Raw genomic sequence first — 25,308 nt, 5'->3', positions numbered from 1 at the left:
ATCTATTCGCGGTACGTGTTTCCTGCTTCCGTTTGTTTTTTTACAAAAAAGGGAAAATGATAAGCGGCATTAAGCTTAACAAAAAAAGGGGGATAAACTGGTGAATATTCGTAAGCAAACGGCAGTAGTAACAGGGGGAACGAGAGGAATCGGCAGAGAAATTGTAAAAAAGCTCTTGAACGAGGGGGCGTATGTTACCGTTCTCGTAAAAACAAAACGTTCCATTCTTGCTCTGCAGAGCGAACTGGGGCATCACGCATTTGACAGCTATATATGTGACGTTACCAAGCCGGAAGATATTGAGCGGGCCTTTGAAGATATCATCCGCAAAAATGAACGGATTGATATTCTCGTCAACAACGCCGGAGTGGGGATTTTTAAAAAAGTCGAAGATTTAACTGAAGAAGACTGGGACAGCCAGCTGAATACAAATTTAAAAGGGGCTTTCCTTTGCAGTCAGGCCGGCTACCGTCAGATGATCAGCCAGGGAGGCGGTCAAATTGTTAACATTGCCTCTGACCTTGCTTATAATACGAGGGAAAAAGCCTCTGCTTACTGCGCAAGCAAGTGGGGTCTTCTCGGCTTTTCGCAGGCTATGAATAAAGAAGGGCGCCATCACAATGTACGGGTTGCTACGGTGGCCCCCGGTCTCGTCCAGACTGATTTCGCAGGAGTTTCCGCCTCCGAGAAGGCTCATGGGCTGAGTGCTTGGTCCGTCGCCCAGCAGGTATTAACCGTCATTAAAACAAGTCATGACGCAGGAGAAATCGAAATTATCATTCGTCCGTAGTGCTTTAAAATAAGGCTGCCTTGAAAATAAAGTAGATAAGCGATAGACGTACGCTTTCGTTTCTATGGGGACGCTTTCCGGGCGGGCCGGCCTCAGCTAATTCCGTCCTCCCTTCCGTCGGGCGGAGTGGATCTTCAGCTCGTCCTTTATCGTCTCGGAGTCGCCCCATGTCCACTCCAGCGCCTGGTAAAAATACGGAGCAGGATCTGCCCGGAAATCTCCTCCACGGCAGAGCTGCAGTGAAGTTTTCTACATCTATTAACACTGGACTTGGTTCTTACGCATTTTTGGGGAAACCAAATTATACCTGACAAAAAAGCTGATTTTCACCCTTAAAATTTCTATCGTTTAAGTCTGACCCACCAGCTTTTTAAGTAAAGTTATCTTCTGGCATCGTAATCCGGAAAGATAAGTTCCCTTTTTTCGCGTAAAAACCCTGGACTTTAACAGAGCTAAAATAAAGGAGGAGTCCCTTTTGGGGACTCCTCCTTCGTCTTATCCGTACTGATTCTTTCTTCAACACAAAACTTTAATCGGCCATGAGTTTCACTCTTTCAATATATTTTATATTAAGAAACTCACTCGTACCCGAAGTCTGGAGCTCCATCCAGTTATCTTCAATCGTAAGAAGTTTCCCGCTCACTTTCTCCCCCAGCATTGTGGTGACCTTACACTGCTTGCCAACGTGCCGGTAAAAAACATTATAGGACATATATGCCACCTCCTCGTGTGGTTTTTGAGCCATTTCATCTAAAAAGCTGTGTTAAAGTCTGTCGTTGTTACATGTAGAAAACTCCGCTTCATCTCTGCCGCGGAGGTGCGCTCCAGCTTCCTGGAAAGAACTTTTTTCTCGTTTCCTTATGGTGCAGGAACCCTGCATAGACCTTTCCAACCTTTCATTATGGTTATCGATGTCTTTCTTAGTGTCATTTTAACATTCCCTTTTCCCGCAAGTAAAAAAACTGCTTCCCCTATTCTTTCTTTTATCCGCAGAAGTCCCGGTTTATTTAAGGCATTGTCATCGTCAGCTGTTGTTATTGATAGAGGATGATAGAGGCTTTTATTCAACCCGCAGACATCCAGAAAAACTATGAGAGCAAAGTGGTCTACTGCAATGAAAATTTGTTAACACTCACTATGATATAATAAAGAAAATTTTTCCTTTAAAATCAGCTTTTGTGCAGGGTAAAGACCACCACTGAGAAACAAAGGAGAGTGATGCCGTGAACTTTGAAGAAGAAATACGCTCAATATTAATTCCAACGCTAGGGTTCAGAAAATCGGCTGCGTGCGGTGCAGAAATAAGACACCTGGTGACCGAATTGAATGGGGAAGAAACTGTACTTGCTGGATTCGCCCACGGAAAACCCTACATCCCTGACCGGCTTTTCATACTGACGGATCAACATATGTATGCTTTACGTAGAAAAAGTGAAAGAGTATATGTTGAAACCATCCCTCTGGATGACATTACTGAGGTCACTATAGCTACCATAGAAGATGATACAGAATTCTCCTTTCTTTATAATAATGAAGTTTACTACGCCTTACTTACAGATAAGAAGAAAGCAGTGAAATTGATAAAAGCTATTGATGGTGTCCTTCCCATTGCAGTTGTATCTTCACCAGCTGATAATCCTGAAGCACCGGCTGTTAAAAAAGAAGGGCCGGTGAAGTTCAATAATAAGCAGTCAGAAATGATAAAGCGGTCCAGACCCCGCGCTAAAACCGACTTAAAGATAGTAAGCGGCCGGGAAGAGCTTGGTTACCAGAGCAAATATGTAGAAATGGTCCAGCGGCATCCTGGGGAAGTTTCTTTTCGTACAGGCTTTAAAGAGCATCCGGACATTTTTCTACTCCATGAATACGAACGAACTGAAATTATCGCTCTCGACTGTGCGAATGAATCGCGGGCGGCTTTTTGGGGGAATTTTTACGGGGGAAATATAGAAGCACTTAATTCAGTCTTGAAGAACCAAATGGGAAAAGATAAGTTTACCGTTTCTCTTTTTTTAGAACGTAAGGACGACGGACATCCAATGATGCTGATCGTAAAATGCAGAGAAAAAACGATGCAGTCTTTAGCAGCTTTTATGAAAATGGACCCGGTTCCTCCTGCAGCCAGCGAACCAACGGAAGATAAATATGCTTTACTGGAGCAGATACACCATTTAAAGGAAAAAGGAATTCTTACGGAAGAAGAATTTTTATCCGAAAAAGCGAAAATACTTCAAATGTAATGCTCATTTGAGTTTACTATTATTAACGAAACTTGCAGCCTGTAAAACCATCGCCGGAAAGAGGCTCATGCAGGCAGGATGGATGAAAATGGACTCCCTGTTTTTATTTTTGAGGGAGCCAGGTTAAAAAGACGCCCCGTTTATCCGGGACGTCTTTCCGATGTCGTTAAGGTTTCAGCACAAATTTAATGCTTTCCTCTTCTTTTTTATCAAACATGCGATAGGCTTCTGCTGCATCATCAAGAGCCATCGGGTGAGTAATGATATCGGTTGGATCAATCTGTTTATTCTCCACCATTTTATAAAGCGCAGGCATCATATGAATCACCGGAGCCTGTCCCATCGTCAAAGCGACATTTCTTGTGAAAAAATCACCGATAGGGAAGTTGTTGGCTTCTGTACCGTAAACACCTGTAAGCTGGACAATTCCGAATTTGCGGACTGCCTGTGAAGCCGTGATGATCGGACTGATCGTTCCAAACTGGTTATCACCTTTTGAACCGAATTCCTGATTCGGCGGAACGGTTCCATCCATGCCGACACAATCAATAACGACACGTGCTCCACCTTTTGTTTCCTCGTGGAGAAGCTTGCCGATTTCCGGATTTTTTTCAAAATTGAACGTTTCTACCCGGTTCGTACGTCTTGCATGATCAAGCCGGTATGGCAGATGATCGACGGCTATGACTCGTTCCGCTCCTTTCATCCAGGCGAATTTCTGAGTCATCAGCCCGATCGGTCCGCAGCCGAGAACGATGACGGTGTCCCCGTAGGTAACCCCGCTGTTTTCCACGCTCCAGAAAGCAGTTGGAATAACATCAGATAAAAACAGCACGCTCTCGTCATCCAACTCGCTGTTTTCAGGAACCTTAAAGGAAGTAAAGTCGGCGTAAGGCACCCGTAAATATTCTGCCTGTCCTCCCGGGTAGCTTCCAAAATCTTCGGAAAAGCCGAATAGACCGCCCATCTCCGCATGCGGATTGGAGTTATCACATTGACTCTCCATTTTGTTATTACAAAAATGACAATCGCCGCAGCCAATATTAAATGGAATAACAACACGGTCCCCTTTTTTCAAATTCTTTACTCCAGGACCCGTTTCTTCCACAATCCCCATCGGTTCATGACCTATAACATAATCTTTCGGAGCCGGTATACCGCCTTTATATAAGTGTAAATCGGAACCGCATATACCTGAAGCTGTAATTTTCACAATCATATCCGTGTCTTTTTCAATCGAAGGGGCCTGAACATCTTTTACCTGCATATCGTCTTTTCCCTGATACGTTACTGCTCTCATGCTCTCATCCTTTCCGCTTATAAAAGCGTCATATGTATGAGCTATAGACAGCTTCAGCAGAAACTAAACGTCATTTGGAAATAATGAACAATTATCCCTATATTTCAGTTTTCTTTCTTTCCCACCAGGAAACGGAGTCGAAAGTCTGCATGTCTATCTCCTGAATATAATGGTAAGTCTTCACCCAGCTTCGGAAAAGTGATTTTTTGTTAAAGACAAATTTAGTTAAAAAAGTGTCCGGCACAGGAATCCAGCCTTCTTTCGGCTCAAGTTCGAGCCGCAGCAGATTTCCTTCACGGGAGGCGCTCCAGCTTCCGCGTATCTCTCCTGCTTTCTCTTCTGCACGGATGCGGAATGTTCCCGCTTCCCGTTCTCCCTCCGGTAAAGCCTGAAGGTCCGGAAGTCCTTCGAAAAAATGAATTTGCAGCGGGTGACGGCTTTTTTGAAGATCTATTTTCGTAAGCCTTTTATCTTTGTAGGTGTAATGGAAAGCATTCTGACGCACGATTCCTCCCTCATCCACTTCACATACTTCCAGCCTGCGCCTTTCTGACCAGGCAAATTCAACAATAAGGCTGTCGAGTGTAAACCGCGTATAATAGCGTCTCTGCCCCTCTTTAGGCATTGGAAACGGAAACGGATCCAGTTCTATTGTTTTCCCCGCTATTTTCACCTCTACGGCTGTAAGTGGTCTTCTGATAAAATCAAAGTCATAAAGGAAAAATAAAGGGAGATACGTCGGTTTTTCCGAAGAAGTGCCAACGGGAGCGAGCAGCGTAAGCCCCTTTGAGCTGCGGGTCGATTTTTCTTTTATATTTACTTTAATCCGTCTGCCATAAAGATCCGTGAATTTAAAAGCAATATGGGCATTCCCTTTTTTCTTTGTAAAAACTGTACCCTGAATCGGCATCTGCCTGTAATGCTTTAAGCCTTTCCCTGCTACGTTAAAAGTTTCTGCATCGGGATTTACTAAAGTAAGGTCATCGTATACATCGACGTATTGATCCCTCCGGTACGCGATAATCCGGTATCCTCCGCCATATTCTTTGTCGTTTAAATATTGAAGTTCCAGGCCCATATAGTACTCATCCGGATTTTTCTCAAAATTAACGAGAGCCAGTTTGTGCATCGGGGTATATGTGATGGAAAAAGGCTGCAGTACAGTATCATTCATGATATCACTCCCTTTTGCCGTATAAAAATCTGTCTGGTGACCGTCGGGGCCCTTTTGTTCACTGTCGTATACTTTTCATTATTCACTTATATATTCATCATACAAAGCGGTTTTTCCTTTTTTTCTAAAGCTGCCTTGAAAATAGAGTATATAAGAAACGAAGTTGCTCTTTCGTTTCCATGGGGGCTCAGGGCCGGCCTCATCCAATTCCGTCCTCCCTTCCGTCGGGCGGAGTGGGGGCTCATCCTTCATCGCCCTGGAGTCGCCACACCTCCACTCCAGCTTACGGTAAAAAGACAGAGCAGCATCTGCCTTCTAATAAAGAAAATCCTATCTTAATAATCATTCATACCACCTGTATAGATGAGACGTTCCTTTCCTATAGAAGGCCATTTTCATGCCTCATGGTGCAGCGATCCTGCATGAGGGTCTCTTGAAAGAACGCCTTGGCACTGGTTTCTACCTTCGTACCTTCTTGTTTCAACCAGCAGGCTTTCTGTATTGGAAAATTACAACGAAGCGGAAACATGCCCGTGGAAGAAGGAGACTGGAAGATCCCGCAGGGCAAAGCCCACCCGGAAATCTCCTCCACGGCATGCCGAAGCGAAGCTTTCTTATATATATATCAACAACAGCTTTAACAGAGCTTTTTCTAAAGGGAAGAAAAAGAGCTCCTGAAGCGCTTTTTATACAGATTTCAGCTGAGTGAATGTGATCTTAAAACCAAATTAGAATCAGAAAAGGAGGGGGCTGCTGATGGTACGGGGAGTCTCTGTTGCTGTAATTGGACTGTGCTGTGGATTTTTGTTTGACCAGCTGCATATACCTGCCGGGTGGCTCCTCGGTTCTCTGCTGTTTGGAATTATCTATGGACTGTCCCGTTCTGATGTTCACTATGACGGCCTTCCTTTCAAGCTGGCATTAACGCTTGTAGGAGCCAATATCGGAATTATGATGGACCGTTCCCTCTTCGGCATACTCGGAACATATTTCCTTCCTCTTTTCGCTGTCCTTCTGCTTACCTTCCTCGGAAGTTTTTTATTGGCTCGTCTTTTATACAGATGGGCGCCTTCCCTCGGGAAACGCACAGCTTTTTTCTGCTGTATCCCAGGTGGTGCTTCAGAAATAATCAGCTTGAGCGGGGATTATGGAGCGGACAGCAGAATTGTAGCTGCCTTTCACACGGCACGAATTACTTTTTTTGTGCTTCTTATTCCTTTAGCTGCCTCTCTTTGGAAAGATCCGGTAAGTGTTCCTGCAGATAATTCTTCTGCCATTTTGACTGGAGAACATCTTCTGATTTTTACTATTGTAATTGGTGCAGCCATTCTTTTGAATAATATTTTGACGATCCCTGCCGGCGCTCTGCTTTATTCGATTTTAATCGGCTTTTTTCTTGGAGAGTTTATTTTTGAGATTCAGGAAGCCCCTGCTTATGCAGGCGCAATTGGTCAGGGACTGATCGGCGTGATGGTAGGCGTCCGTTTTGACAGAGAAACTTTTTTGAGACTGCGTCAGAGTGGTTTTATCAGTGCAAAAATCATCTTTCTGTTTTTACTTTTAGGGTTTGTTTCAGCTGGAGTATTCTACTTGTTCACGGACACGTCCTACGCTGTCAGTCTGCTTAGTATCATACCTGCAGGAGCAGCTGAAATGTCAGCTACTGCCTACGCTCTCGGACTGGCTCCCACACTCGTCGCCAGTCTGCAGATTATCCGTGTTATCAGTATATTTCTGGCGCTTCCCTTTCTTCTTAAAATAATCGAAAGAATGGAATAAAAACCACTTTAAATTCTGCTTCCGTCCGGAAGGGCAGGCACACCACGAAGGATAAAACGGGAGGCTTTCTTCACAATCTGTGTGCATATTACCGGCAGAATAACAATTCTCTGTGTTAGGATGAACGGGAAAACAGGCTATTACTTCAAGGAGGTATTTCCATGAAAGCAGTACAGATTCATTCATTCGGAGGTCCCGAAGTCTTAACTTATGAAGAAATCGAAACTCCGAAGCCGCATCAGGGAGAAGTCGTCGTAAAAGTGAGCGCGGTCGGAGCCAATTATGCAGATACAATGCGCAGGCAGAATCACTACGTCGTAGATACTCCCCTCCCGTTTATTCCCGGTTCCGAAGTCGTTGGAGAAGTCGTCGAACTCGGGGAAGGAGTAACCAACGTTCAGCAGGGCGACCGGGTTGTCGCGCTTGTCGGAGAAAATGGATATGCGGAATACGTCCGCATCAATGCACAGACGCTGATTCCGGTGCCTGAAACGCTGAGTGACCATGAAGCTGCTGCTCTCCCGCTGCAAGGCTTAAGTGCCTATCACATTATTAAAACTATGGGCAGATTGGAAAAAGGGGAATCAATTCTCATCCATGCCGCTGCCGGCGGTGTCGGTACACTTGCCGTCCAGCTTGCCAAACGGTTTGGCGCAGGCAATATTATCGCAACAGCAAGCACTCCGGAAAAACGCGAACTAGCCCTCTCTCTCGGTGCCGATCAGGTGGTCGACTACACGAAGGACGGATGGGAAAAAGAAGTTCTCGAATTGACAGAAGGCCACGGCGCAGATGTCGCTCTCGAAATGGCCGGTGGGAAAATTTTCGACCAGACGCTCGACTGCCTCGCACCCTTTGGACGTCTCGTCGTTTACGGTGCTGCAAGCGGAGAACTGCCGAATCTGGAACCTTTCCGTCTTCTTGAAAAGAACCAGTCGGTTATCGGTTTCTTCCTCCCTCAGATGATGGCAAAACCGGAACTGTTCCAGCAGAGCCTTCAGGAGCTTGTTTCACTTGCTGCCAGGAAGGAATTGACGTTTGAAATAGGCGGCGTTTATCCACTGAAAGAAGCTGCTCGGCTCCACGAAGATATGGAAAACCGCCGCACGAGCGGAAAACTTATTTTAGAGCCGTAACTGCACAGACTTTAAACAAAATGAATGCAGTAAGAGGAGACCTTTGCCAAATGGCGGGGTCTCTTCTTCATTTACTGCCACGCTGCCTGGAACAGCTTCAGGTTAAGCTCTGTTAAAGCTCTTGTATATATAAATAATAAAACTTCGCTTCGGCATGCCGTGGAGGAGATTTCCCTTTATCCAGGAGGAATAAATGATGATCAAACGGAATCTTCGTTATTAGAAGGCAGATCCTGGTCTGTCTTTTTACCGTAAGCTGGAGAGGACATGGGACGACTCCAGGGCGATGAAGGGCGAGCCCCCGCTCCGCCCGACGGAAGGGAGGACGGGATTAGCTGAGGCCCGCCCGGAAAGCGTCCCCATGGAAACGAAAGCGCACGTTTATCGCTTATCTGCTTTATTTTCAAGGCAGCCTTATACGAAGAACCAGGAACGCTGACAAAGCTTTTAAAATAAAAGCAAAGAACCTCCGCCGATCTTCGATAGAAAAGACTTATATCCCAAGCATCAGTTATGTGAATTTTCACAACTTTATTCCTGAAAAGAAAGAAGTTCGTTTCAAGCATGATGAAATCATTATAAAATATGGAAAAGGAGGTGACACTTATATGAATATTCGTTTTCTTATGTTTCCCGTAACTTCCCTGCTTGCTGTTCTTATCTTTTTCTCTTTTTCAGCGCAGACAGCTGAAGCTGCCCTCCAGCAGGAAAGCCGTGGAGCTGAAGTAACAGAACTTCAAGAGCAGCTGATTCAAATGGGTTATTTACATAGTGAAGCGACCGGCTACTTCGGTCCGCTTACCGACCAGGCTGTCCGTAATTTCCAATCCGATTTTAACCTCGGCGTAGACGGAATGGCCGGCCCTGCTACGGCCAATAAGTTGACTGAAGTGAAAACGGCGGCCAAGGCTGTGCATGGGGAGGCCCGCGGAGAACCGTTTGAAGGTCAGGTAGCTGTAGCCGGAGTTATTAAAAACCGGGTACAGTCTTCCGAATTCCCATCTACAATAAGCGAGGTCGTGCTTCAGCAGAGGCAGTTCACAGCTGTAGCCGATGGACAGTTTTATCTTGAGCCAGACGAAACGGCCTATCAGGCTGTAGCAGAAGCCTGGAAAGGATGGGATCCTTCCCAGGGGGCGATGTACTATTATAACGCCCAGACAGCCACTTCCGAATGGATCTTCACCCGACCGGTGAAATTCACTATCGGAAAGCATACGTTTGCTGATTAAAGGGCAGAATCTCTTTAAAAACTGCCGTCCCTTTAGAAAAGATCGCCGGAAGAGGATTTTTCAATCAAAAAGGTAGAAGTCACCTGCTTCAGAGAGGTGACTTCTACCTTTTTGTTTATGTGTATTATTTTAATCGGTCACTTTCCACGAGGACTGGTATAAGCCCGTCCTGCTTTTGTTCAGGACACCTGCATAAATTCCGAACAGCCTCTGTCAGTCCGGAGAAAGCAGACTTACAGAAGCAGATAAGCCACTCCCATACCAATAAGGCAGTAGACAGCTGCGAAAGGCAGGTTGTTCCAGGTAATACGGTAAGGATTTTCGCCTGTGTTAATCGCTGTCATCTGCACAAATAATCCATACGTATTCACAGTTAGAGTCGCAATGGAGCTGGTGATGAGGAGAATCGAAAAACTCATCGGACTGATAATTTCCAGAATGACGGGCGTGACACCGCTCAAAATCCCAATCGTAGCGATAGGATGAACTCCAAACAGGCTCATAAAAATGAAGCTTCCCTGAATGATCATAAATATAATCAGTGGATAATCGGCAAATGTATTGATCGGCGTGCGCAGCAGTTCCAGCAGATCGGTTTCTGCAAGCGTATTAGCAAAAAACGACAGGCTTATAAACAGCACGAAAAAGTTCTGCATTTTGTTTGTCTTCTCTTTCCACGTATGCCAGCCGAGAATAAGAAAACGTCTGTGACGCTTCAGCCAGAAAGACCACAAGAGAGCAAAAGGAAAAATAACCAGTGTTACTGTCAGGATAAAGTCCAGCCCGGTTATGTTCCCGAGTATGATGACCGCTGCCAGAAATAAACTCAGCGCGGTAAGCATATGCATCATTTTTCCGGCGATGATTCTCATTTCTTTTCCCGATAGTTCCAGCATATGTTCCGTATTCAGCTTATATTTTCTCCAGGCAAACCGGTTCCAGACAGCATCAGTAATAAACATTAAAAGCGCTGTAAGCAGAAGCCAGGGCAGAAGCTCCACGTAGGCTGCTCCGGTAATGAAAATCGTCAAAGCTATCAGCACTTCCAGCGGGCTCCATACGAGGGCAATTGATGTACCGCGAAGTGAAGCTTTACTGATGAAGCTGTTCCTTACGCGCTGGCTCATATCTTTTAAATTTTTTCTCAGCACCCCCTGCGTTATGGGCGCCGCAGATAAATTTAAAAACGAAGTTAACAGTACTGATGTGAATAGACTTCGAGGATAAAGCATGCCCAGATCTCCGGCTTTTCTCTCCAGAATCCGCGCAATATGCCGGTCAAAACGACCGCTTTCCACCACACTTTTCATCCAAGGAAGCATTAGCAGCAGGCCTAACAGACTATAATTATCTGTCAGCAGTGAGGGGATTTCCCAAAGGGTGCCCCCGACCGAAAAGTGAAAGTAAAACCCGACAGCCATAAAGCCTGTGCCGAGAATTTTAAACAGGCGGGGCGCTCCCGGAAACGATATGATCAGCAGAATAACTGCGGAAATGTTTAAAAAGTCGTCCAGAAGCCGAATCTCCAGAAAAATATTAGCAATATAGATTATTAAAACGAAGGTGTAGACTATGAAAAGATATCTGCCTGAATGATTCAATTTTTTACTCCTTTCCAGACCGGCTGAATCATAAAAAGAAAGCCCCTTATTATGACAGGGCTTCCTCGTCAGGTATGATCTTCTTCAGAAGGCTCTGTATCTTTTTTTTGGCTGCCTTGAAAATAAAACAGGTAAGCGATAAACGTGCGCTTTCATCACAACACTAACAAAGCGGAATGCTAAAAGTGGTTGACGATGTCCCGGCCTATTTTCTCGTAGCGGGCATATATCTTCTTATACTGCCGGTGACGTTCTTCGTTTGCGGGAACAATTTCACTTTTTGGCAGGTAGTTTTTAATTTCTTCATAAGAGGAAGCGCGTCCAGTAGCAACGAGGGCGGTCCAGGCAGCTCCCCATGCGGCTCCGTGATGCGACTCGGAAAGATGGATATCCCGGCCGAATACGTCCGCTAAAATCTGTACCCATATTTTCGAACGGGCAAGGCCTCCATTTACACAGATCTTAGTCGTTTCGCCTGCTGCTTCGTCAAGGGACCTTCCTATTTGATAAAGGTTAAACGTAATGCCTTCCAGCACGGCGCGCACAAACTCCGGCTGTTTATGCTCCAGCTGTACGCCGGAAAAATTCCCTTTTGCTCTTTGATCCCATAATGGGGCCCGTTCTCCGTTAATATAAGGGAAGAAAAGAAGGCCTTGGGCTCCCGGCTCCGTTTCCTCAGCAAGGGCTAAAAATTCCTCGTGGCTCCCTTCAAATTTAAAAAGATCTTTCAGCCACTGAATCACGATTCCTCCATTGTTTGTCGGTCCGCCGACGATCGACAGGTCTTTTGAAAAAGCATAGCTGAAAGTGGACATATCTTTACTGACACGGGTCCCTTTCATAAACTGGCGGATCGCGCCGCTCGTACCGGCAGAAACAGCCGCTTCTCCAGGCTCAATCGCCCCTTCTCCAAGGTTAGCCAGCTGTCCATCTGCCGCTCCAAGAACGAAAGGAAGGTCTTGTGGAATTCCTGCTGCCAGTGCTTTTGCTTCATTCATACCGTGGAGCACCGTCTCCGGGCCGCTTATCGTACCGAGCCGGCTGCGGTCAATTCCTGCAAGCTTCAGGGCTTTCTCGTCCCACTCAAATGAATGAATATTAAACATTCCGGTAGCTGAGGCCATTGCGTAATCTATGTAAGTCTCTCCAAACCATTTCCGGGTAATATACTCCTTAATCGATACAAACGAAGCTGCCTGTTCATAAGGCTCATAACCTGTATTCTTCATCCACATCAGTTTCGTAAGCGGCGTCATTGGATGAATGGGAGTTCCTGTATTCTGATATACCTGATCCCCGCCGTTTTTGCGCAGACTTTCTGCTTCATCCGATGCTCGGCCGTCTGACCAGATAATCGCATTAGACAAAGGATTTCCTGATTCATCCAGGCAGATCAGTGAATGCATCGCTGCAGAAATGCCGACCGCTGTCCATTCCCCTTCCTGGATATCCGCTTTCTGAACCGCTTTCGCAAGCGAAAGAACCGCAGCCTGTTCTATTGCCTCCGGCTTCTGCTCTGACCATCCGCTCTTTGGGTGAATGGTTTCGATATATTCTTCAGCTTCCGCAACAATCGCTCCCTTTGTTTCAAAAACAACCGCTTTCACACTCGTAGTTCCAATGTCCAGTCCTATTACAAGTTCCCTCATCGTTCATCCCTTCCTTTCTTCCAATCTCAGCAGAAGTTATATTCAAACATTTTTGCTCGGATAACAATTTATGTATTTAAAGATCCATGCCAGCTTTTCAATGGCACTGTCCGCATGCCTTTACGTTTTACACTGACGATTTCCGGTTGGATTCTGCCGGTAAAAATTTCTATACTTTGTTATGATATCATACTGAAATGCTTTCTCCTTATTTCTATCTATAAAATATATCATCCATTCGTCATCAGGGAAAAGATGCCTCAGATGCTTTTAAACCCACACTCAACGTTAAAAGCCTCTTGTAAATAAAAAACAGAGTATAGAGGCCCCCGCCTGCTATACTCTGTCATCTATAAATTTTTTCTCCCTCTTGTTCATCAATTCTTAATTAATTGTATCCATTTCATAAGCCGCTGTAAGAAAGGGATTCGGACATGGTGAATGATTTCCACTTCCCGGCGGAAGCAGCGAACCGTCTACCTGTGCATAAAAAACACTTTATAAACAGCCTGTCTTCAGACTTCGCTTTAATCCCGCGGTAGCTGCCGTCTGCCGTTTCAATCATCCGACTTGATATACGACTAGTTACGTTGTTAATTGAAAAAATGTTCGTTACAATAACTTGAAAAGTGCAGGATGAAATTGATTCAAACCTGTATTTATTTCTGAAGCGATGCCCTTTTTAAGAAACATTTACTTTGGCCGGAGGGCTCTCCAGATAATGCAGCTCGCGAATCACACGGTCTACTACTATTTCTGTAAATAAGTCACTGATGCCGAAACAGTCTGCCAGCTGAAACGTTGTTTCGGTATGTTTATCCCGGTAACCTTCCATCATTTCCTGAATTTTTTTATACATCGTTCCTGTAAACAGGAAACACGGCAGAATAACGACGTGCCGGCTTCCCGCTTCGATCACTTTATCAAGCCCTTCGGTCAGATGGGGATCAGCTGTGACCATAAACGACGCATGGACTCTCGTATTACCGATTTGCGTGGACAGGTTTTCCGCCAGCATGTGAAGGTCTTCCTGCCCTTCAGGATCGCTCCCGCCCTGGCTTACGAGAATCACATCGACTTCCTCGTTTTTCTCTACCAGCGTTTGGTCAACGAGACGAAGACTGGATAACAGCACCTCAACGAGCAGAGGATGCGCTCCCAGGTGCTCCCCGTAATGTATTCTCGTTTCCGGATATTTCTTTCCTGCCTGCTCCAGTTCTTTCGGGATATCCAGCTTGTAATGGTTGGCTTTTGAAAGAATTACCGGAAGAGCGATGATCTCTTCCGCTCCTTCCTTTACACAAGCTTCAACGCCGCTTTGAATATCAGGTTCTGCCAATTCCAGAAAACAGTATGATACAGGGAAATACGGCAGTTCTTCTTTTACCTTTTTAACCATTTGATGAAACTGAGCTATGCCTTCTTCATCCCGACTGCCGTGACCAATCAATAAAATATGTTTCATAGGATAATTCCCTCCATAATTTCAGCTGACGAATCCAGCTGTTTTTTTGCTTAACGTTTTCTCAAAGCAGTAAACCATTCCACCAAACGGGACGCAGCTGTTTAAACGGTTATATAAACGTTATTATCAATAATTTCTGTTTTGAATGTCTGGACGCACCCTTCGTCCGGCTCCTCCACCTGTCCATCTGTGATATCTATCTTCCAGTTATGCAGCGGACAGAAAACGTGCTCTCCGCTGATCATACCTTCCGTTAACGGGCCCTTCTTATGCGGGCATTCATTTTTTATCGTGTGAAATTCATCTTCGGCCAGCCGGAAGACGGCAAGCTTTAAGTCTCCGATCAATACTTCTTTGCCTATCTTAACCGTGAAATCCTCTACAGGACCGGCGTCTACTTTCCTGGCAGTCTTCTCCATGCTGGTTCCTCCTTGTCCGATTGAATTCCGGCAGCTTCCGGGGTTATTTAAAGCACGCATCGCAGTTTCCTTATCCCCATATTAACGAACACTGCCGGAGCCGTTATTTAAGAAGTTACTTTTACTTCGTAGTAGTCCTGCTTTATTTTCCCATCTTGTATAATCTGTTCCCACGGTTCGTTAAACGTAGAAAGAGTAGTTTCCATCCGCTCAATCAGCTCCGCCTGCCGTTTCTTATCGTCAACAACGACAGCTTTCACGTGCTCGAGTCCGAGCCGTTCGATCCAGTGGGAAGTTCTTTCCAGATAACGTGCGCTCTCCCGGTAATACTGCATGTAGGCACTTATCATGTCGAGTACTTCCTGATCGGTTTCTACTGTACAAAGCAGCTCTCCCTGACGCAGATCGATTCCGCCGTTTCCACCTACATACATTTCCCAGGCTCCCTGCAGTCCAACGATACCAATATCTTTTATCATAGATTCTGCACAGTTACGCGGGCAGGCAGAAACACCCATTTTCACTTTATGAGGTGTCTGGACGCCCTGGAATTTCTTTTCGATATCGATGCCCATCTGAATCGAATCCTGGGTGCCGAAGCGGCAGAAATCCTGTCCTACACATGTTTTCACTGTGCGCACTGCTTTTCCGTAGGCATGTCCGGACGGCATCCCGAGCTCCTCCCACATTCCGGGAAGATCTTCTTTGTTGACTCCGAGCAGGTCAAGGCGCTGCCCGCCCGTAACTTTTACCATTTTGACATTATACTTGTCGGCTACGTTGGCAATCTTCCGTAGTTCGTCCGGATTTGTGACTCCTCCGTACATGCGGGGAACAACAGAAAATGTCCCGTCGTTTTGGATGTTCGCGTGCACTCTTTCATTAATGAACCGGGAGTTGGCATCGTCTTCCGCTTCCAGCGGATGAACCATATTAATGTAGTAGTTAATGGCCGGACGGCACGATGAGCACCCTTCTTTATTTTCCCACTCAAGCACATTCATCACTTCGCGGACGAGCGTGAGGTGCTTTTCTTTAATTTCCGCCTGGACTTCTTCATGAGTGTGATCCGTACAGCCGCACATCGGCTGCTTCTGGTCTGCTTTATTAAATTCTTCACCGAGCGTGTGTTCAAGCAGATCAGAGACGAGCGGTTTACAGCCGCCGCAGGAACGGCCGGCGTTTGTCACCTGCGTGACTTCCTGGACGGAAGATAATTCCTTCGTTTTTACAGCGTCTGTAATATCTCCTTTGCACACTCCGTTACAGCCGCATATCGTCTCGGATTCGGCCATGGCGACAACGGGACTTTCTCCCGTGCCTCTTTCCTGCTCCGAAGGGAGAATCGAAACTTTATTCATTTCTGAAATGTCCTGTTCCGACTTCATCATATCGAGCAGACGCGGGGAGTCGGAGGTATCTCCGAAAAGCACAGAACCAATAACTTTGTTGTCACGGACGACGACTTTTTTATAGATGCCTTCGAATTCATCATGCACCCGGATCGCTTTCGTATCTTCTTTATCCACAAACTCTCCGGCTGAAAAAACATCCACGCCGGAAACTTTCAGTTGAGTATAGAGCAGCGTCCCTTCATATCCGGCTGTTTGTTCCGGGGTTTGACTCGTAATATGTTCTGCAAGTACTTTACCCTGTTCGTAAAGAGGAGCGACCAGCCCGTAAACCATGCCCCGGTGCTGCACACATTCTCCTACGGCATAAACGTTCGGCGCACTCGTCTGCATGTAGTCATCGACGACGATGGCCCGTTCCACTTCCAGTCCTGCTTCTTTCGCAAGCGCAATATTCGGCTTAATGCCAATCGCCATGACGATTAAATCTGCTTTAATCGAAGATCCGTCTTTAAACAACAGACTCGACACCCTGTTCTTCCCGCGTATTTTTACTGTTTCTTTTCCCATCAGGAAATTCATTCCCTGATCTTCCAGTTCTTTTTTCAGCATATCGGCAGCCGGTTCGTCCAGCTGTCTCTCCATTAAATAATCCTGGATGTGTATGACATCCACTTCCATATCGAGATTCAGCAGACCGCGTGCCGCTTCCAGTCCGAGAAGACCGCCGCCTATTACCGCTGCCTTCTTATAGGACTTGGAGGTGCTTATCATCGTTTCGCAGTCCTTGATGTCACGAAAAGCTATAACCCCTTCCTTGTCCGCTCCATCGATTGGAAGCATAAAGGGATTGGAGCCGGTAGCAAAAATGAGTTTATCGTAAGGTACTTCTTTTCCTTCGGAGCTGTATACGAGCTGATTTTCTGTATCGACCTTTGTTACTTCGTCCCCCGAGTGAAGGACAATACCGTAATTTTTATACCAGTCGTAATCGTTTAACACGATGTCATCCACTTTACTGTCTCCCTGCAGGACTAAGGAAAGAAGAATACGGTTGTAGTTCGGATACGGTTCGCTTCCAAATATCGTAATCTCATACTGCTCAGGTTCACGTTTGATGATTTCTTCAATTGTGCGGATCCCTGCCATGCCGTTTCCTATTAAAACCAGTTTCTTCATACGTAAATTCCCCTCCGCTATTCGTTAATTTCCTTTATTTCTTTTCTCTGTCCATATACCGCCTAGACGACTTCTATAAAGGGCACCGGGCTTTTATCCGCCTCTTCTTCAAACCAGGAAAGTTTTTCGCGGAGCTTTACGACTTCTCCGATGATGATAATGGCCGGAGAAACGAGTTCCACTTCCACTGCTTTTTCTACGGCGTATTCAAGCGTTGTCGTAAACGTCTGCTGCTGTGCTGTCGTTCCCTGCTGGATGAAAGCCATCGGTGTGCTGCCGCTTCGGCCGTTTTTGAGAAGCTGCTTCTGAATTTCAGGGAGGTTTTTAACTCCCATATAAATAACGAGTGTATCAACTCCCGCCGCAAGTTCGTCCCAGCGGACAAGCGGGGCCTGATTATCCTGCTTCCTGCATGAATGCCCGGTTACAAAGGCGACAGACGAAGCGTAATCCCGATGGGTAAGCGGTATGCCTGCATATGCTGGAGCTGCTACTCCGGAAGAAATCCCCGGAACAAATTCAAAGTCTATTCCTTCATCAGCACAAAGTTCGGCTTCTTCTCCGCCCCGGCCAAAAATCGAAGGATCTCCGCCTTTTAAACGGACGACGTTATATCCGCGTTTAGCACGGTCAACCAGCGCCGTTTGAATTTCTTCCTGTTTCATCAAATGAAACCCGGACCATTTCCCGCAGTAGATTCTTTCTGCTCTGGAAGGCACATATTTCAAAAGCTCCCGATTTACCAGACGGTCATATACGACACAATCAGCTTTCTCGAGCAGCTCTTTTCCACGTACAGTAATTAAATCGGGATCTCCCGGGCCTGCTCCAACGAGATAAACTTTGCCCTTGCTTCGCTTCATGAGTTTGCAGCTCCTTTTCGTTGTTGTAAAAATTCTCTGTCTTTTTTTCAGGAAATTCATCTCTGTTTTTTAAAAAACTATCTGGCAGCATTCCGTTGCGCTCTGAATCTTTATACAAAACAACGGTGTTTTTCGTCCATGTGTGTCATATTAATATACATGCTTTTGAAATACTACTTTCGTGTCAGAACATCTGACAAGGAAATTTCTGAATATTCTACCAGGAGCTGTTCTCGTGCCTTTTTTGATTTTTCTGCTGAAAACAAAGGATTTTTTCATGAAAGCGGCTTCATCTCATTAGTGTCTCGAAGAAAATAAATGGAAATTTATCATTTAATTTTTCCGAATTTTGTCCATAGGCCGATGCGTGCATAAATTAGTTTAATTATGCACGCCGGTTACTGCAGGCTTGCTGAAAAACTGTACATGATATATAGCAGCGTTTTACGTCCCTGCTGAACCAGGTGAATGATTTTCACTGCAGGAGGACACTTTCCGCGGGGCTGGCCCTCAATTCATTCTGCCTCCGACGGGGCTCGGCAGAATGAATTTTTAGACGACGCTGATCTATTTCACCCGTATCTTTTCAGGAAAATCCCGCACTTTATTTTAGAAAGGTTCGTCAAAACAGCAGAAAATCGTTTTACAAATCGGTTTCAGATTATGGACTATATTTAGAAACGGCATTATAGAAATTCAGCTTCTGTTTTTTTGAATGACAGGCTTTCTTTTTGTGATCAATCAAAAGCGAAGCAGGTTCCTTAGGAAGTCATCCTGAGAAAGCGGAAGATTACCTCCGCTGCAGTTTGAAATCAGCGTTTATCTGTAATTCCTCCAGCAGATCTTACGGGCCCTCTCTTTATATTCAGTGCTGAACACTCGTGGTTGAGCGATTATTGCAGGAATAATTGTCTGATTTTTTAAAATAATCCGTTAAAAAATCTTACACATGTGATGATATTCACAACAAACCTTGAAACAATGTGTTGGACTAAATCTATTGAAGGAGTGTTTGTTAAGTGAAGTTATCCAATTTAAGAAAAAGTGGTCATGCCCCATCGCTGCTGTCTGCGTTTTTGTACTTTGATATCAGTTTTATGATATGGGTACTGCTGGGAGCGCTGGGAGTTTACATCACGGCTGACTTCGGCTTAACGGCGGGTCAAGTAGGATTTATTGTTGCCATTCCTATCTTAGCCGGCTCCATTTTCCGGGTGGTCATGGGAATTTTAACCGACCGCTTCGGTCCGAAAAAAACTTCAATCGGCGGGATGCTTGTCACTATGATTCCGCTGCTGTGGGGATGGCTTTTCGGTATTACAGTGGCCGAGCTTTACTTTATCGGTATTATGCTCGGTGTTGCCGGTGCCAGTTTTTCCGCGGCTCTCCCGATGGCCAGCCGCTGGTATCCCCCGCATCTCCAGGGAGTCGCAATGGGAATTGCCGGTGCCGGAAACAGCGGGACGCTTCTTGCTACATTATTTGGTCCCACGCTGGCCGAATCTGTCGGGTGGAACGGCGTATTCGGGTTAGCGCTTATACCGCTCACACTCGTGCTTTTCACTTACATCTTTCTGGCAAAAGAGCCGCCTAATCAGCCGAAACCGAAAAAGATCAAAGATTATTTTTCCGTTCTTAAAGAAAGAGACTCCTGGTATTTCTGTGCATTGTACAGTGTTACTTTCGGGGGGTTTGTCGGTCTTGCCAGTTTCCTCAGCTACTTTTTTGCTACTCAGTACGAAGTTTCCGGTGTTATGGCTGGTTATTTTGTTACGATCGTAATAGCTTCCGGGAGCTTTCTAAGGCCGGTCGGCGGAGCTATCGCTGATAAAATCGGCGGTGTCCGGCTGCTTCAATATTTATTTGTTGGAGTTGCGGTATGTATGCTCGGCGTCAGCTTTCTGCCGCCGCTTGTGCTTGTGATTGGCTTATTATTTATCGGAATGGGATGCCTGGGAATGGGGAACGGTGCAGTATTCCAGCTCGTACCTCAGGTTTTCCAGAAGGAAATAGGAATGGTTACTGGAATTGTAGGTGCTGCCGGTGGTATCGGAGGGTTTTTCCTCCCGAATATTCTGGGAACGTTAAGAAGCCTCACCGGGACTTATGCCAGCGGTTTTATCACTTTTGCGCTTGTTTCTCTTTTCGCTTTAGGGCTGCTCTATATCGCTCAGACAGGCTGGAAGAAAGAATGGAAACCGGCCGGAAATAAAAAGACTTCTCCAGAATCGATACGTGTTCAGTAATAATAAGATTAGAAGATGTCTCTAAACTATCCGGCATTCTCTGCGCACGAAAAAAATACCTTCATGACAAATTGTCATGAAGGTATTTTTTTATTCCACCTTCCTTGTAGCCGGCTCATATTTCTGTACACGTACGGCAGAGGATTTGTAACCCGGCATGCCGCAGACCGGGTCTAAATCTTTTGGAATAAGCATATTCACATTTTGTTCTTCTGCCCAGTGAAACGGGACAAATATAGTATCTTTTCTTATTTTTCTCGTCCATTTGCTTCTGACAACAATTGAACCTCTCGCAGAGTGAACCTCCACAAGCTCACTTTCCGGAATAGCATACTTTTCTGCTGTTTCCGGATGGATTTCCATAAAAGATTCGAAAAAGCGTGCAGCCAGATTGCTGCTCTTTCTCGTCTGCACCCCCGTTAAATAATGCGACATGACACGTCCCGTAGTTAAATACAGAGGATAGTTTACACTCGGCTGCTCTTTTCCGGACGCCGCTTCGTTTGTGACTGCAGTTAATAAGGCTTTTTTATCCTCGAAGGCAAAACCATGCTCAAAGAGCCGCTTCGTTCCCTTATGGCTTATATCCGGACACGGCCAAAGGATTCCCTGTTCCTCCCGAATACGCTCATAGGTAATTCCGTAATAATCAGCCGATCCTCCTCGGCTTGCTTCCCTCAGTTCATTAAAAATATCTTCCGCCGATTGAAAACGGAAAAACTCCCCTTTCCCCATCACTTCAGCAATATCGCAGATAATTTTCCAGTCGTGCCGCGTTTGACCGGGCGGCTTTTTGTTCGCTTCTCTGAGTGTGACCCGTCCTTCGACGTTCGTCATCGTTCCTTCGTCTTCCAAGTAGGAGGTGGAAGGGAGAATAACGTCGGCCATCTCCGCCGTTTCCGATATGAACAGATCAACTGCTACAAAGAAATCGAGGTTTTGTATCGCTTTTTTTACAAAAGCGGCATTTGGATTGGAGACCACAGGATTGGAACAGACGAGCAGCATCCCTTTTATTTCACCTTCCTGCATTTTTTCCATCATTTCATAGGCAGAAACGCCTTTGCCGGGCAGTTGTTCTTCTTCCATTCCCCATAGGTCTGCTATAAAGCGCCGGGATTCAGGGTCTTCAATCGAGCGGTAGCCCGGAAGCTGATCGCACTTCTGGCCGTGCTCTCTCCCCCCCTGACCGTTCCCCTGACCGGTAATTGCTCCGTAGCCGGAACCTTCCCTGCCTATTTTTCCTGTTAAAAGCACGAGGTTTAAAAAGTTGCGGACCGTCATATGGCCATCGGTCTGCTGCTCGATCCCGCGGGCTGTAAAAACCATACCCGAAGACGATTTAGCAAAAGTTTTCGCAGCTTTCTCCACATCTTTCAGAGGCACTCCGGCAGAAGCTGCTGTTTCCTCCAAATTCAGATTATCCATGTGCTCTTTCACTTCGGAGAAACCCTTTGTTCTTTCTTTCACAAACGTTTCGTCTATAAGGTTTTCGTTAAACAATACTTTGATCAGGGCGTTGGCAAGCGCTGCGTCTTTTCCGGGCTTCACCTTTAGATGAAGGTCCGCCATCGCTGCTGTTTCGGTTTCCCGGGGGTCAATTACGATGATATAAGCCCCGTTCTTCTTTGCCTCTTCAAAGTAAGGCATAATAGTCGGCTGACACTCGGCTATATTCGTACCGGCAAGCAGAAGACACTTCGTCTTTGGAATTTCCTCGAGTGAGTTTGTCAGACCACGGTCCATGCCAAGGACAGCTTTTCCTGCCGTAGCCGCAGAAGCCATGCAGAAGCGTCCGTTATAATCAATATGCTTCGTCTCCAGTCCTGCCCGTGCAAACTTTCCAAGTAAATACGATTCTTCATTTGTAATAGAAGCGCTGCCGTAAACGCTGAGTGCGTCTTTACCGGCCTCTTTTTGAACAGCCGAAAATTTTTCCCTGATAAGCTCCAGCGCTTCATCCCAGCCGGCTGGTACAAATTCGCCGTTCTTTTTGATCAGCGGCTCCATCAGCCGGTCTTTATGAACGGCGTGCTGGTAAGCATTCAATCCTTTGACGCACAGTCTTCCCTGCGTCGTCGGATTATCTATTCCCTGCGTTTTGTAGCTCTTTCTTTTTACAAATGTCTGTTCAATCACCTGTTTTTTACACTGCATGCTGCAGAAGGGACACTGGGTATTGTATACTTTTTCTGACTCTGCCTGCTGCTGTTTCTCCCGGTAATAATTAAGCATTGAATGTTTCATCAGAAGCTCCTTTTTCAGCTTTTTAGTTGGCTCTTTTACAGCCGGACATTCTTATACAGCCATTTGTTTTTTCTAAACGACAGCAGCCGTCCATTTATCCCGCTGCCCTGCTTCTTTAGTTAAACGCTCCGACAGAATATCTGAGACTTCTATATCAAAAAGGACTTCCCGAATATGAATAAAGCTTACTCTGGTTGCCCACGCTGTGATCTCCTCACGAAACTTGGCACTTTCCCGGTAGTATTGAAAGAGAACACGAAACTGTCGAATAACTGTTTCTTCCGTTTGAGCCGTGCACAGCAGCTCTCCATCAATATACATTTCCCAGCCTTTCTCTACCTGCATCAAGCCGACCGCACTTCTTTTCACTTCAGAGATCTCCTCCGCAGAAGCGCCGATCCGCAGCTTTACAAACCACGGAGTCGGCACGTATAAAAGCTGTTTTTCCAAAGATGCCGCCACCTGCAGCACGGCTGAACGGTTATCTTTGACGCTCCCCCGGGATGGAAGGGTCTGCACCGGCTCCAGAGTATAATAATCCGCCGGCAGAAAATCCATATTAAATTCCCGGACCAGGTCCGCAGCCATTTCTTTTTTAACTCCCGAGAAACGAAGCCGCTGGCCGGGGGTCAGCTGCATGGAAGGGATCCCGAATTTTTCTGCAGCCGCGGAAGCTTTGTTTAACAGGTCCGGGGTCACTTCCCCGCCTTCTGTCTGCAGCGTAAGGGCACACGTCCCCTCTTCTTCCTCTATCACCGCTGCAGAAAGAAAATTCTCCGCCTGCTCTTCCATAAAAATGATATTTGTATAATACCGCAGAGCAGGCAGACATATTTCGCACCCTTCCCTGTTGGTCCAGCCCGGTTCTTCCCTGACTTCCCGCGAAGTTTTCAACTGCCTGAGCTGAATATCTTCTACGATTTCTTCCTCTGTTTTATTCGTACAGGCACAGAGGCTCTGTTTTTTTGTGTATTCATTGAAATCATCACTGTTTATATAGGCAAGCAGCTCCGCCACCATCGGTTTACAGCCGCCGCAGGAGCTGGAGGCTTTCGTCTGTTCTTTGATTTCTTCTGTCGTTTTCAGGTTGTTTTCGTTAACAGAGCAAATGATTTCTTCTTTTGAAACGCTGTTGCATTGGCAGATGTGGGCATGAGGGGAAAGCGACTGGACGATATTTTCTTCCTCTCCCGCGAAAACGATTCCCTGCATCTCTTTTTCAGAAATGATCTTTTGATTGGAAATGAAAGAAAGGACTTTCGTCTGCTGTTTAACGTCCCCGTACAGTACCGCCCCTTGAATAACATCGTCAGCAATAATCAATTTTTTGTAGACTCTGTTTATCGCATCGTAAAGCTGTACGGTATCTGTCTTTTCTGATTCCTGCAGATTTCCCGCTAAAAAAACGTCAATACCGGAAATCTTCAGCTGGGTGTAGAGAAGCGAACCGTTGTACACACTTCCGCCGTTCCCCGTAAGTTGTTCTGCAAGCACATCCGCCTGTTCATATAATGGACTGACGAGACCGTAAGTTATTCCTTCATGTTCGGCGCATTCACCTACTGCAAAGATATCCTTCACTTTCGTTTCCATTTTATCGTTAACGAGAATACCGCGGCTTGTTTCGATGCCGTTTTCTTCCGCCACCCCGATGTTTGGGGAGACGCCGACCGACATCACCACCATGTCGGTTTCCACCCGCGTCCCATCGGAAAAATGAACGTGTTCCACTTTGTCATTTCCAGTGATTTTGGACGTCTTTTTTTCCAGCAGAAAATTCATCCCCTGTTCTTCCAGGTCTTTCTGCAGAAGACGGGCTCCTGTTTCGTCCAGCTGCCGGTCCATCAGATGTTTTCCAAGATGAACAACGTCCACTTCCAGGCCAAGGTTTAGCAGCCCTCTTGCTGCTTCCAGTCCGAGCAGGCCCCCTCCTATAACCACCGCTTTTTTAAAGCGGCCGGCAGACTCGATCATGTAGCGGCAGTGTTCCAGCGTTCGAAAAGGAAGCACTTCCTCTTTTTCCGTACCGGGTACAGGAAGTATAAAAGGGTTGGAGCCGGTGGCAATAATCAGCTTATCGTAGAATACCTCTCTCCCTTTATCTGTTACGACTTTTTTGTTTTCTTTATCTATCGTCACTACTTCTTCTCCCGTATGCAGCCTGACATTGTTATCGTCATACCAGGAGTGGGAGTGAATCGAAATGTCCTCAAATTTCGTATTCCCCTGTAAAATGGAAGAAAGCATGATACGGTTATAGTTGGGATGGTTTTCTTTCCCAAACACCGTAATTTCAAAGGCATCAGGATCTGCCTCCACTACTTTCTCCACTGTGTTCATCCCCGCCATTCCATTCCCTATCAGTACGAGCTTTTTCTTATTCATATCGTCCCTCCAGCATATTCATGAAATTGACGCTTCTTCTGCAGATTGAACTGCTTTATCTTTCAAAAAACACACTTTGCCTTAGAGAAACGGCTTGTGAATTTCTCATTACGTTCGATTATGTCACAGGGAACTTTTGAAAAAAGGTTGTCCGAAAGAAAATATGACAAGCTTTTTTCAGAATGTTCAATTAAAAAAGCCGGCGGGTCTGAAATAAGCCAATCAACGGGAAACTATGCAGGCATTTAAAA

Annotated in this window: 17 protein-coding genes; 6 read left to right on the top strand and 11 right to left on the bottom strand. The window is 45.9% G+C overall.

Translation table 11 applies throughout. The features are described from left to right. Window positions 1-100: 100 nt before the first annotated feature. Window positions 101-790 carry an SDR family oxidoreductase gene (locus FTX54_RS01690; RefSeq protein WP_187254593.1) on the top strand — a complete coding sequence of 230 codons (690 nt, stop codon included), beginning with the start codon at window positions 101-103 and terminating at the stop codon, window positions 788-790. A gap of 529 nt (window positions 791-1,319) precedes the next feature. Here the strand turns inward: FTX54_RS01690 and FTX54_RS01685 are convergent. Continuing rightward, window positions 1,320-1,502, bottom strand: coding sequence for a DUF6897 domain-containing protein (locus FTX54_RS01685; protein WP_147804190.1), 183 nt, complete (start codon window positions 1,500-1,502; stop codon window positions 1,320-1,322). Window positions 1,503-2,013: 511 nt separating this feature from the next. On the opposite strand from FTX54_RS01685, the gene FTX54_RS01680 reads away from it, so the two are divergent. Further along, the gene (locus FTX54_RS01680) at window positions 2,014-3,030 is read left to right on the top strand and encodes an SHOCT domain-containing protein (protein WP_147804191.1); all 1,017 of its coding nucleotides are present in this window, start codon (window positions 2,014-2,016) and stop codon (window positions 3,028-3,030) included. 166 nt (window positions 3,031-3,196) lie between these two features. Here FTX54_RS01680 and FTX54_RS01675 read toward each other — a convergent pair whose 3' ends face one another. Both FTX54_RS01675 and FTX54_RS01670 read right to left on the bottom strand, forming a co-directional pair. After that, window positions 3,197-4,330: an alcohol dehydrogenase catalytic domain-containing protein gene (locus tag FTX54_RS01675; RefSeq protein WP_147804192.1), complete on the bottom strand. Its 1,134-nt coding sequence runs from the start codon at window positions 4,328-4,330 to the stop codon at window positions 3,197-3,199. Between the two features lie 97 nt (window positions 4,331-4,427). After that, complete coding sequence (locus FTX54_RS01670) at window positions 4,428-5,504, bottom strand: hypothetical protein (protein ID WP_147804193.1); 1,077 nt, start codon at window positions 5,502-5,504, stop codon at window positions 4,428-4,430. Between the two features lie 756 nt (window positions 5,505-6,260). Here FTX54_RS01670 and FTX54_RS01665 point away from each other — a divergent pair. The 3 genes from FTX54_RS01665 (at window position 6,261) to FTX54_RS01655 (ending at window position 9,651) form a co-directional block, all read left to right on the top strand. Then, complete coding sequence (locus FTX54_RS01665) at window positions 6,261-7,283, top strand: AbrB family transcriptional regulator (RefSeq protein ID WP_147804194.1); 1,023 nt, start codon at window positions 6,261-6,263, stop codon at window positions 7,281-7,283. Between the two features lie 161 nt (window positions 7,284-7,444). Further along, the gene (locus FTX54_RS01660) at window positions 7,445-8,419 is read left to right on the top strand and encodes a quinone oxidoreductase family protein (protein WP_147804195.1); all 975 of its coding nucleotides are present in this window, start codon (window positions 7,445-7,447) and stop codon (window positions 8,417-8,419) included. Window positions 8,420-9,027: 608 nt separating this feature from the next. Further along, a complete protein-coding gene (locus FTX54_RS01655; RefSeq protein ID WP_187254595.1) occupies window positions 9,028-9,651 on the top strand; it encodes a cell wall hydrolase in 624 nt (207 codons plus the stop codon). A 233-nt stretch (window positions 9,652-9,884) separates the two neighbouring features. Here FTX54_RS01655 and FTX54_RS01650 read toward each other — a convergent pair whose 3' ends face one another. From FTX54_RS01650 to cobA, 6 genes are all read right to left on the bottom strand, one after another. Further along, window positions 9,885-11,252 (bottom strand): hypothetical protein, encoded by a 1,368-nt coding sequence (locus FTX54_RS01650; RefSeq protein ID WP_147804196.1) that lies wholly within the window; start codon window positions 11,250-11,252, stop codon window positions 9,885-9,887. A 179-nt stretch (window positions 11,253-11,431) separates the two neighbouring features. Next, entirely contained in the window at window positions 11,432-12,901 is a 1,470-nt protein-coding gene (locus FTX54_RS01645) for a gluconokinase (protein WP_147804197.1), read from the bottom strand. 682 nt (window positions 12,902-13,583) lie between these two features. Then, window positions 13,584-14,366, bottom strand: a complete 783-nt coding sequence (locus FTX54_RS01640; RefSeq protein ID WP_147804198.1) for a sirohydrochlorin chelatase — start codon at window positions 14,364-14,366, stop codon at window positions 13,584-13,586. Between the two features lie 101 nt (window positions 14,367-14,467). Continuing rightward, a complete protein-coding gene (gene nirD, locus FTX54_RS01635) occupies window positions 14,468-14,785 on the bottom strand; it encodes a nitrite reductase small subunit NirD (RefSeq protein WP_147804199.1) in 318 nt (105 codons plus the stop codon). Between the two features lie 107 nt (window positions 14,786-14,892). After that, complete coding sequence (nirB, locus tag FTX54_RS01630) at window positions 14,893-17,316, bottom strand: nitrite reductase large subunit NirB (protein ID WP_147804200.1); 2,424 nt, start codon at window positions 17,314-17,316, stop codon at window positions 14,893-14,895. Between the two features lie 62 nt (window positions 17,317-17,378). Continuing rightward, window positions 17,379-18,179, bottom strand: coding sequence for a uroporphyrinogen-III C-methyltransferase (cobA, locus tag FTX54_RS01625; RefSeq protein WP_147804201.1), 801 nt, complete (start codon window positions 18,177-18,179; stop codon window positions 17,379-17,381). 1,019 nt (window positions 18,180-19,198) lie between these two features. Here cobA and FTX54_RS01620 point away from each other — a divergent pair. Next, window positions 19,199-20,425: a nitrate/nitrite transporter gene (locus tag FTX54_RS01620; protein WP_147804202.1), complete on the top strand. Its 1,227-nt coding sequence runs from the start codon at window positions 19,199-19,201 to the stop codon at window positions 20,423-20,425. A 90-nt stretch (window positions 20,426-20,515) separates the two neighbouring features. Here the strand turns inward: FTX54_RS01620 and nasC are convergent, their stop codons facing one another. Then, window positions 20,516-22,672, bottom strand: a complete 2,157-nt coding sequence (gene nasC, locus FTX54_RS01615; RefSeq protein WP_147804203.1) for an assimilatory nitrate reductase catalytic subunit NasC — start codon at window positions 22,670-22,672, stop codon at window positions 20,516-20,518. A 72-nt stretch (window positions 22,673-22,744) separates the two neighbouring features. Further along, window positions 22,745-25,057 (bottom strand): nitrite reductase large subunit NirB, encoded by a 2,313-nt coding sequence (gene nirB, locus FTX54_RS01610; RefSeq protein WP_147804204.1) that lies wholly within the window; start codon window positions 25,055-25,057, stop codon window positions 22,745-22,747. Window positions 25,058-25,308: the final 251 nt, after the last annotated feature.

This window comes from Alkalicoccus halolimnae (assembly GCF_008014775.2).
GTDB classification, from domain to species: Bacteria; Bacillota; Bacilli; order Bacillales; family Salisediminibacteriaceae; genus Alkalicoccus; species Alkalicoccus halolimnae.
This window is presented reverse-complemented; position numbering and strand designations above follow the sequence as displayed.

Excerpts from the sequence above, each read along its gene's own strand:
- FTX54_RS01685 (WP_147804190.1), bottom strand. The coding sequence starts at position 1,502 with ATGTCCTATAATGTTTTTTACCGGCACGTTGGCAAGCAGTGTAAGGTC.
- nirD (WP_147804199.1), bottom strand. The coding sequence starts at position 14,785 with ATGGAGAAGACTGCCAGGAAAGTAGACGCCGGTCCTGTAGAGGATTTC.
- FTX54_RS01655 (WP_187254595.1), top strand. The coding sequence starts at position 9,028 with ATGAATATTCGTTTTCTTATGTTTCCCGTAACTTCCCTGCTTGCTGTT.
- FTX54_RS01640 (WP_147804198.1), bottom strand. The coding sequence starts at position 14,366 with ATGAAACATATTTTATTGATTGGTCACGGCAGTCGGGATGAAGAAGGC.
- FTX54_RS01675 (WP_147804192.1), bottom strand. The coding sequence starts at position 4,330 with ATGAGAGCAGTAACGTATCAGGGAAAAGACGATATGCAGGTAAAAGAT.
- nasC (WP_147804203.1), bottom strand. The coding sequence starts at position 22,672 with ATGAAACATTCAATGCTTAATTATTACCGGGAGAAACAGCAGCAGGCA.
- cobA (WP_147804201.1), bottom strand. The coding sequence starts at position 18,179 with ATGAAGCGAAGCAAGGGCAAAGTTTATCTCGTTGGAGCAGGCCCGGGA.
- nirB (WP_147804204.1), bottom strand. The coding sequence starts at position 25,057 with ATGAATAAGAAAAAGCTCGTACTGATAGGGAATGGAATGGCGGGGATG.
- FTX54_RS01645 (WP_147804197.1), bottom strand. The coding sequence starts at position 12,901 with ATGAGGGAACTTGTAATAGGACTGGACATTGGAACTACGAGTGTGAAA.
- FTX54_RS01670 (WP_147804193.1), bottom strand. The coding sequence starts at position 5,504 with ATGAATGATACTGTACTGCAGCCTTTTTCCATCACATATACCCCGATG.
- FTX54_RS01660 (WP_147804195.1), top strand. The coding sequence starts at position 7,445 with ATGAAAGCAGTACAGATTCATTCATTCGGAGGTCCCGAAGTCTTAACT.
- FTX54_RS01665 (WP_147804194.1), top strand. The coding sequence starts at position 6,261 with ATGGTACGGGGAGTCTCTGTTGCTGTAATTGGACTGTGCTGTGGATTT.
- nirB (WP_147804200.1), bottom strand. The coding sequence starts at position 17,316 with ATGAAGAAACTGGTTTTAATAGGAAACGGCATGGCAGGGATCCGCACA.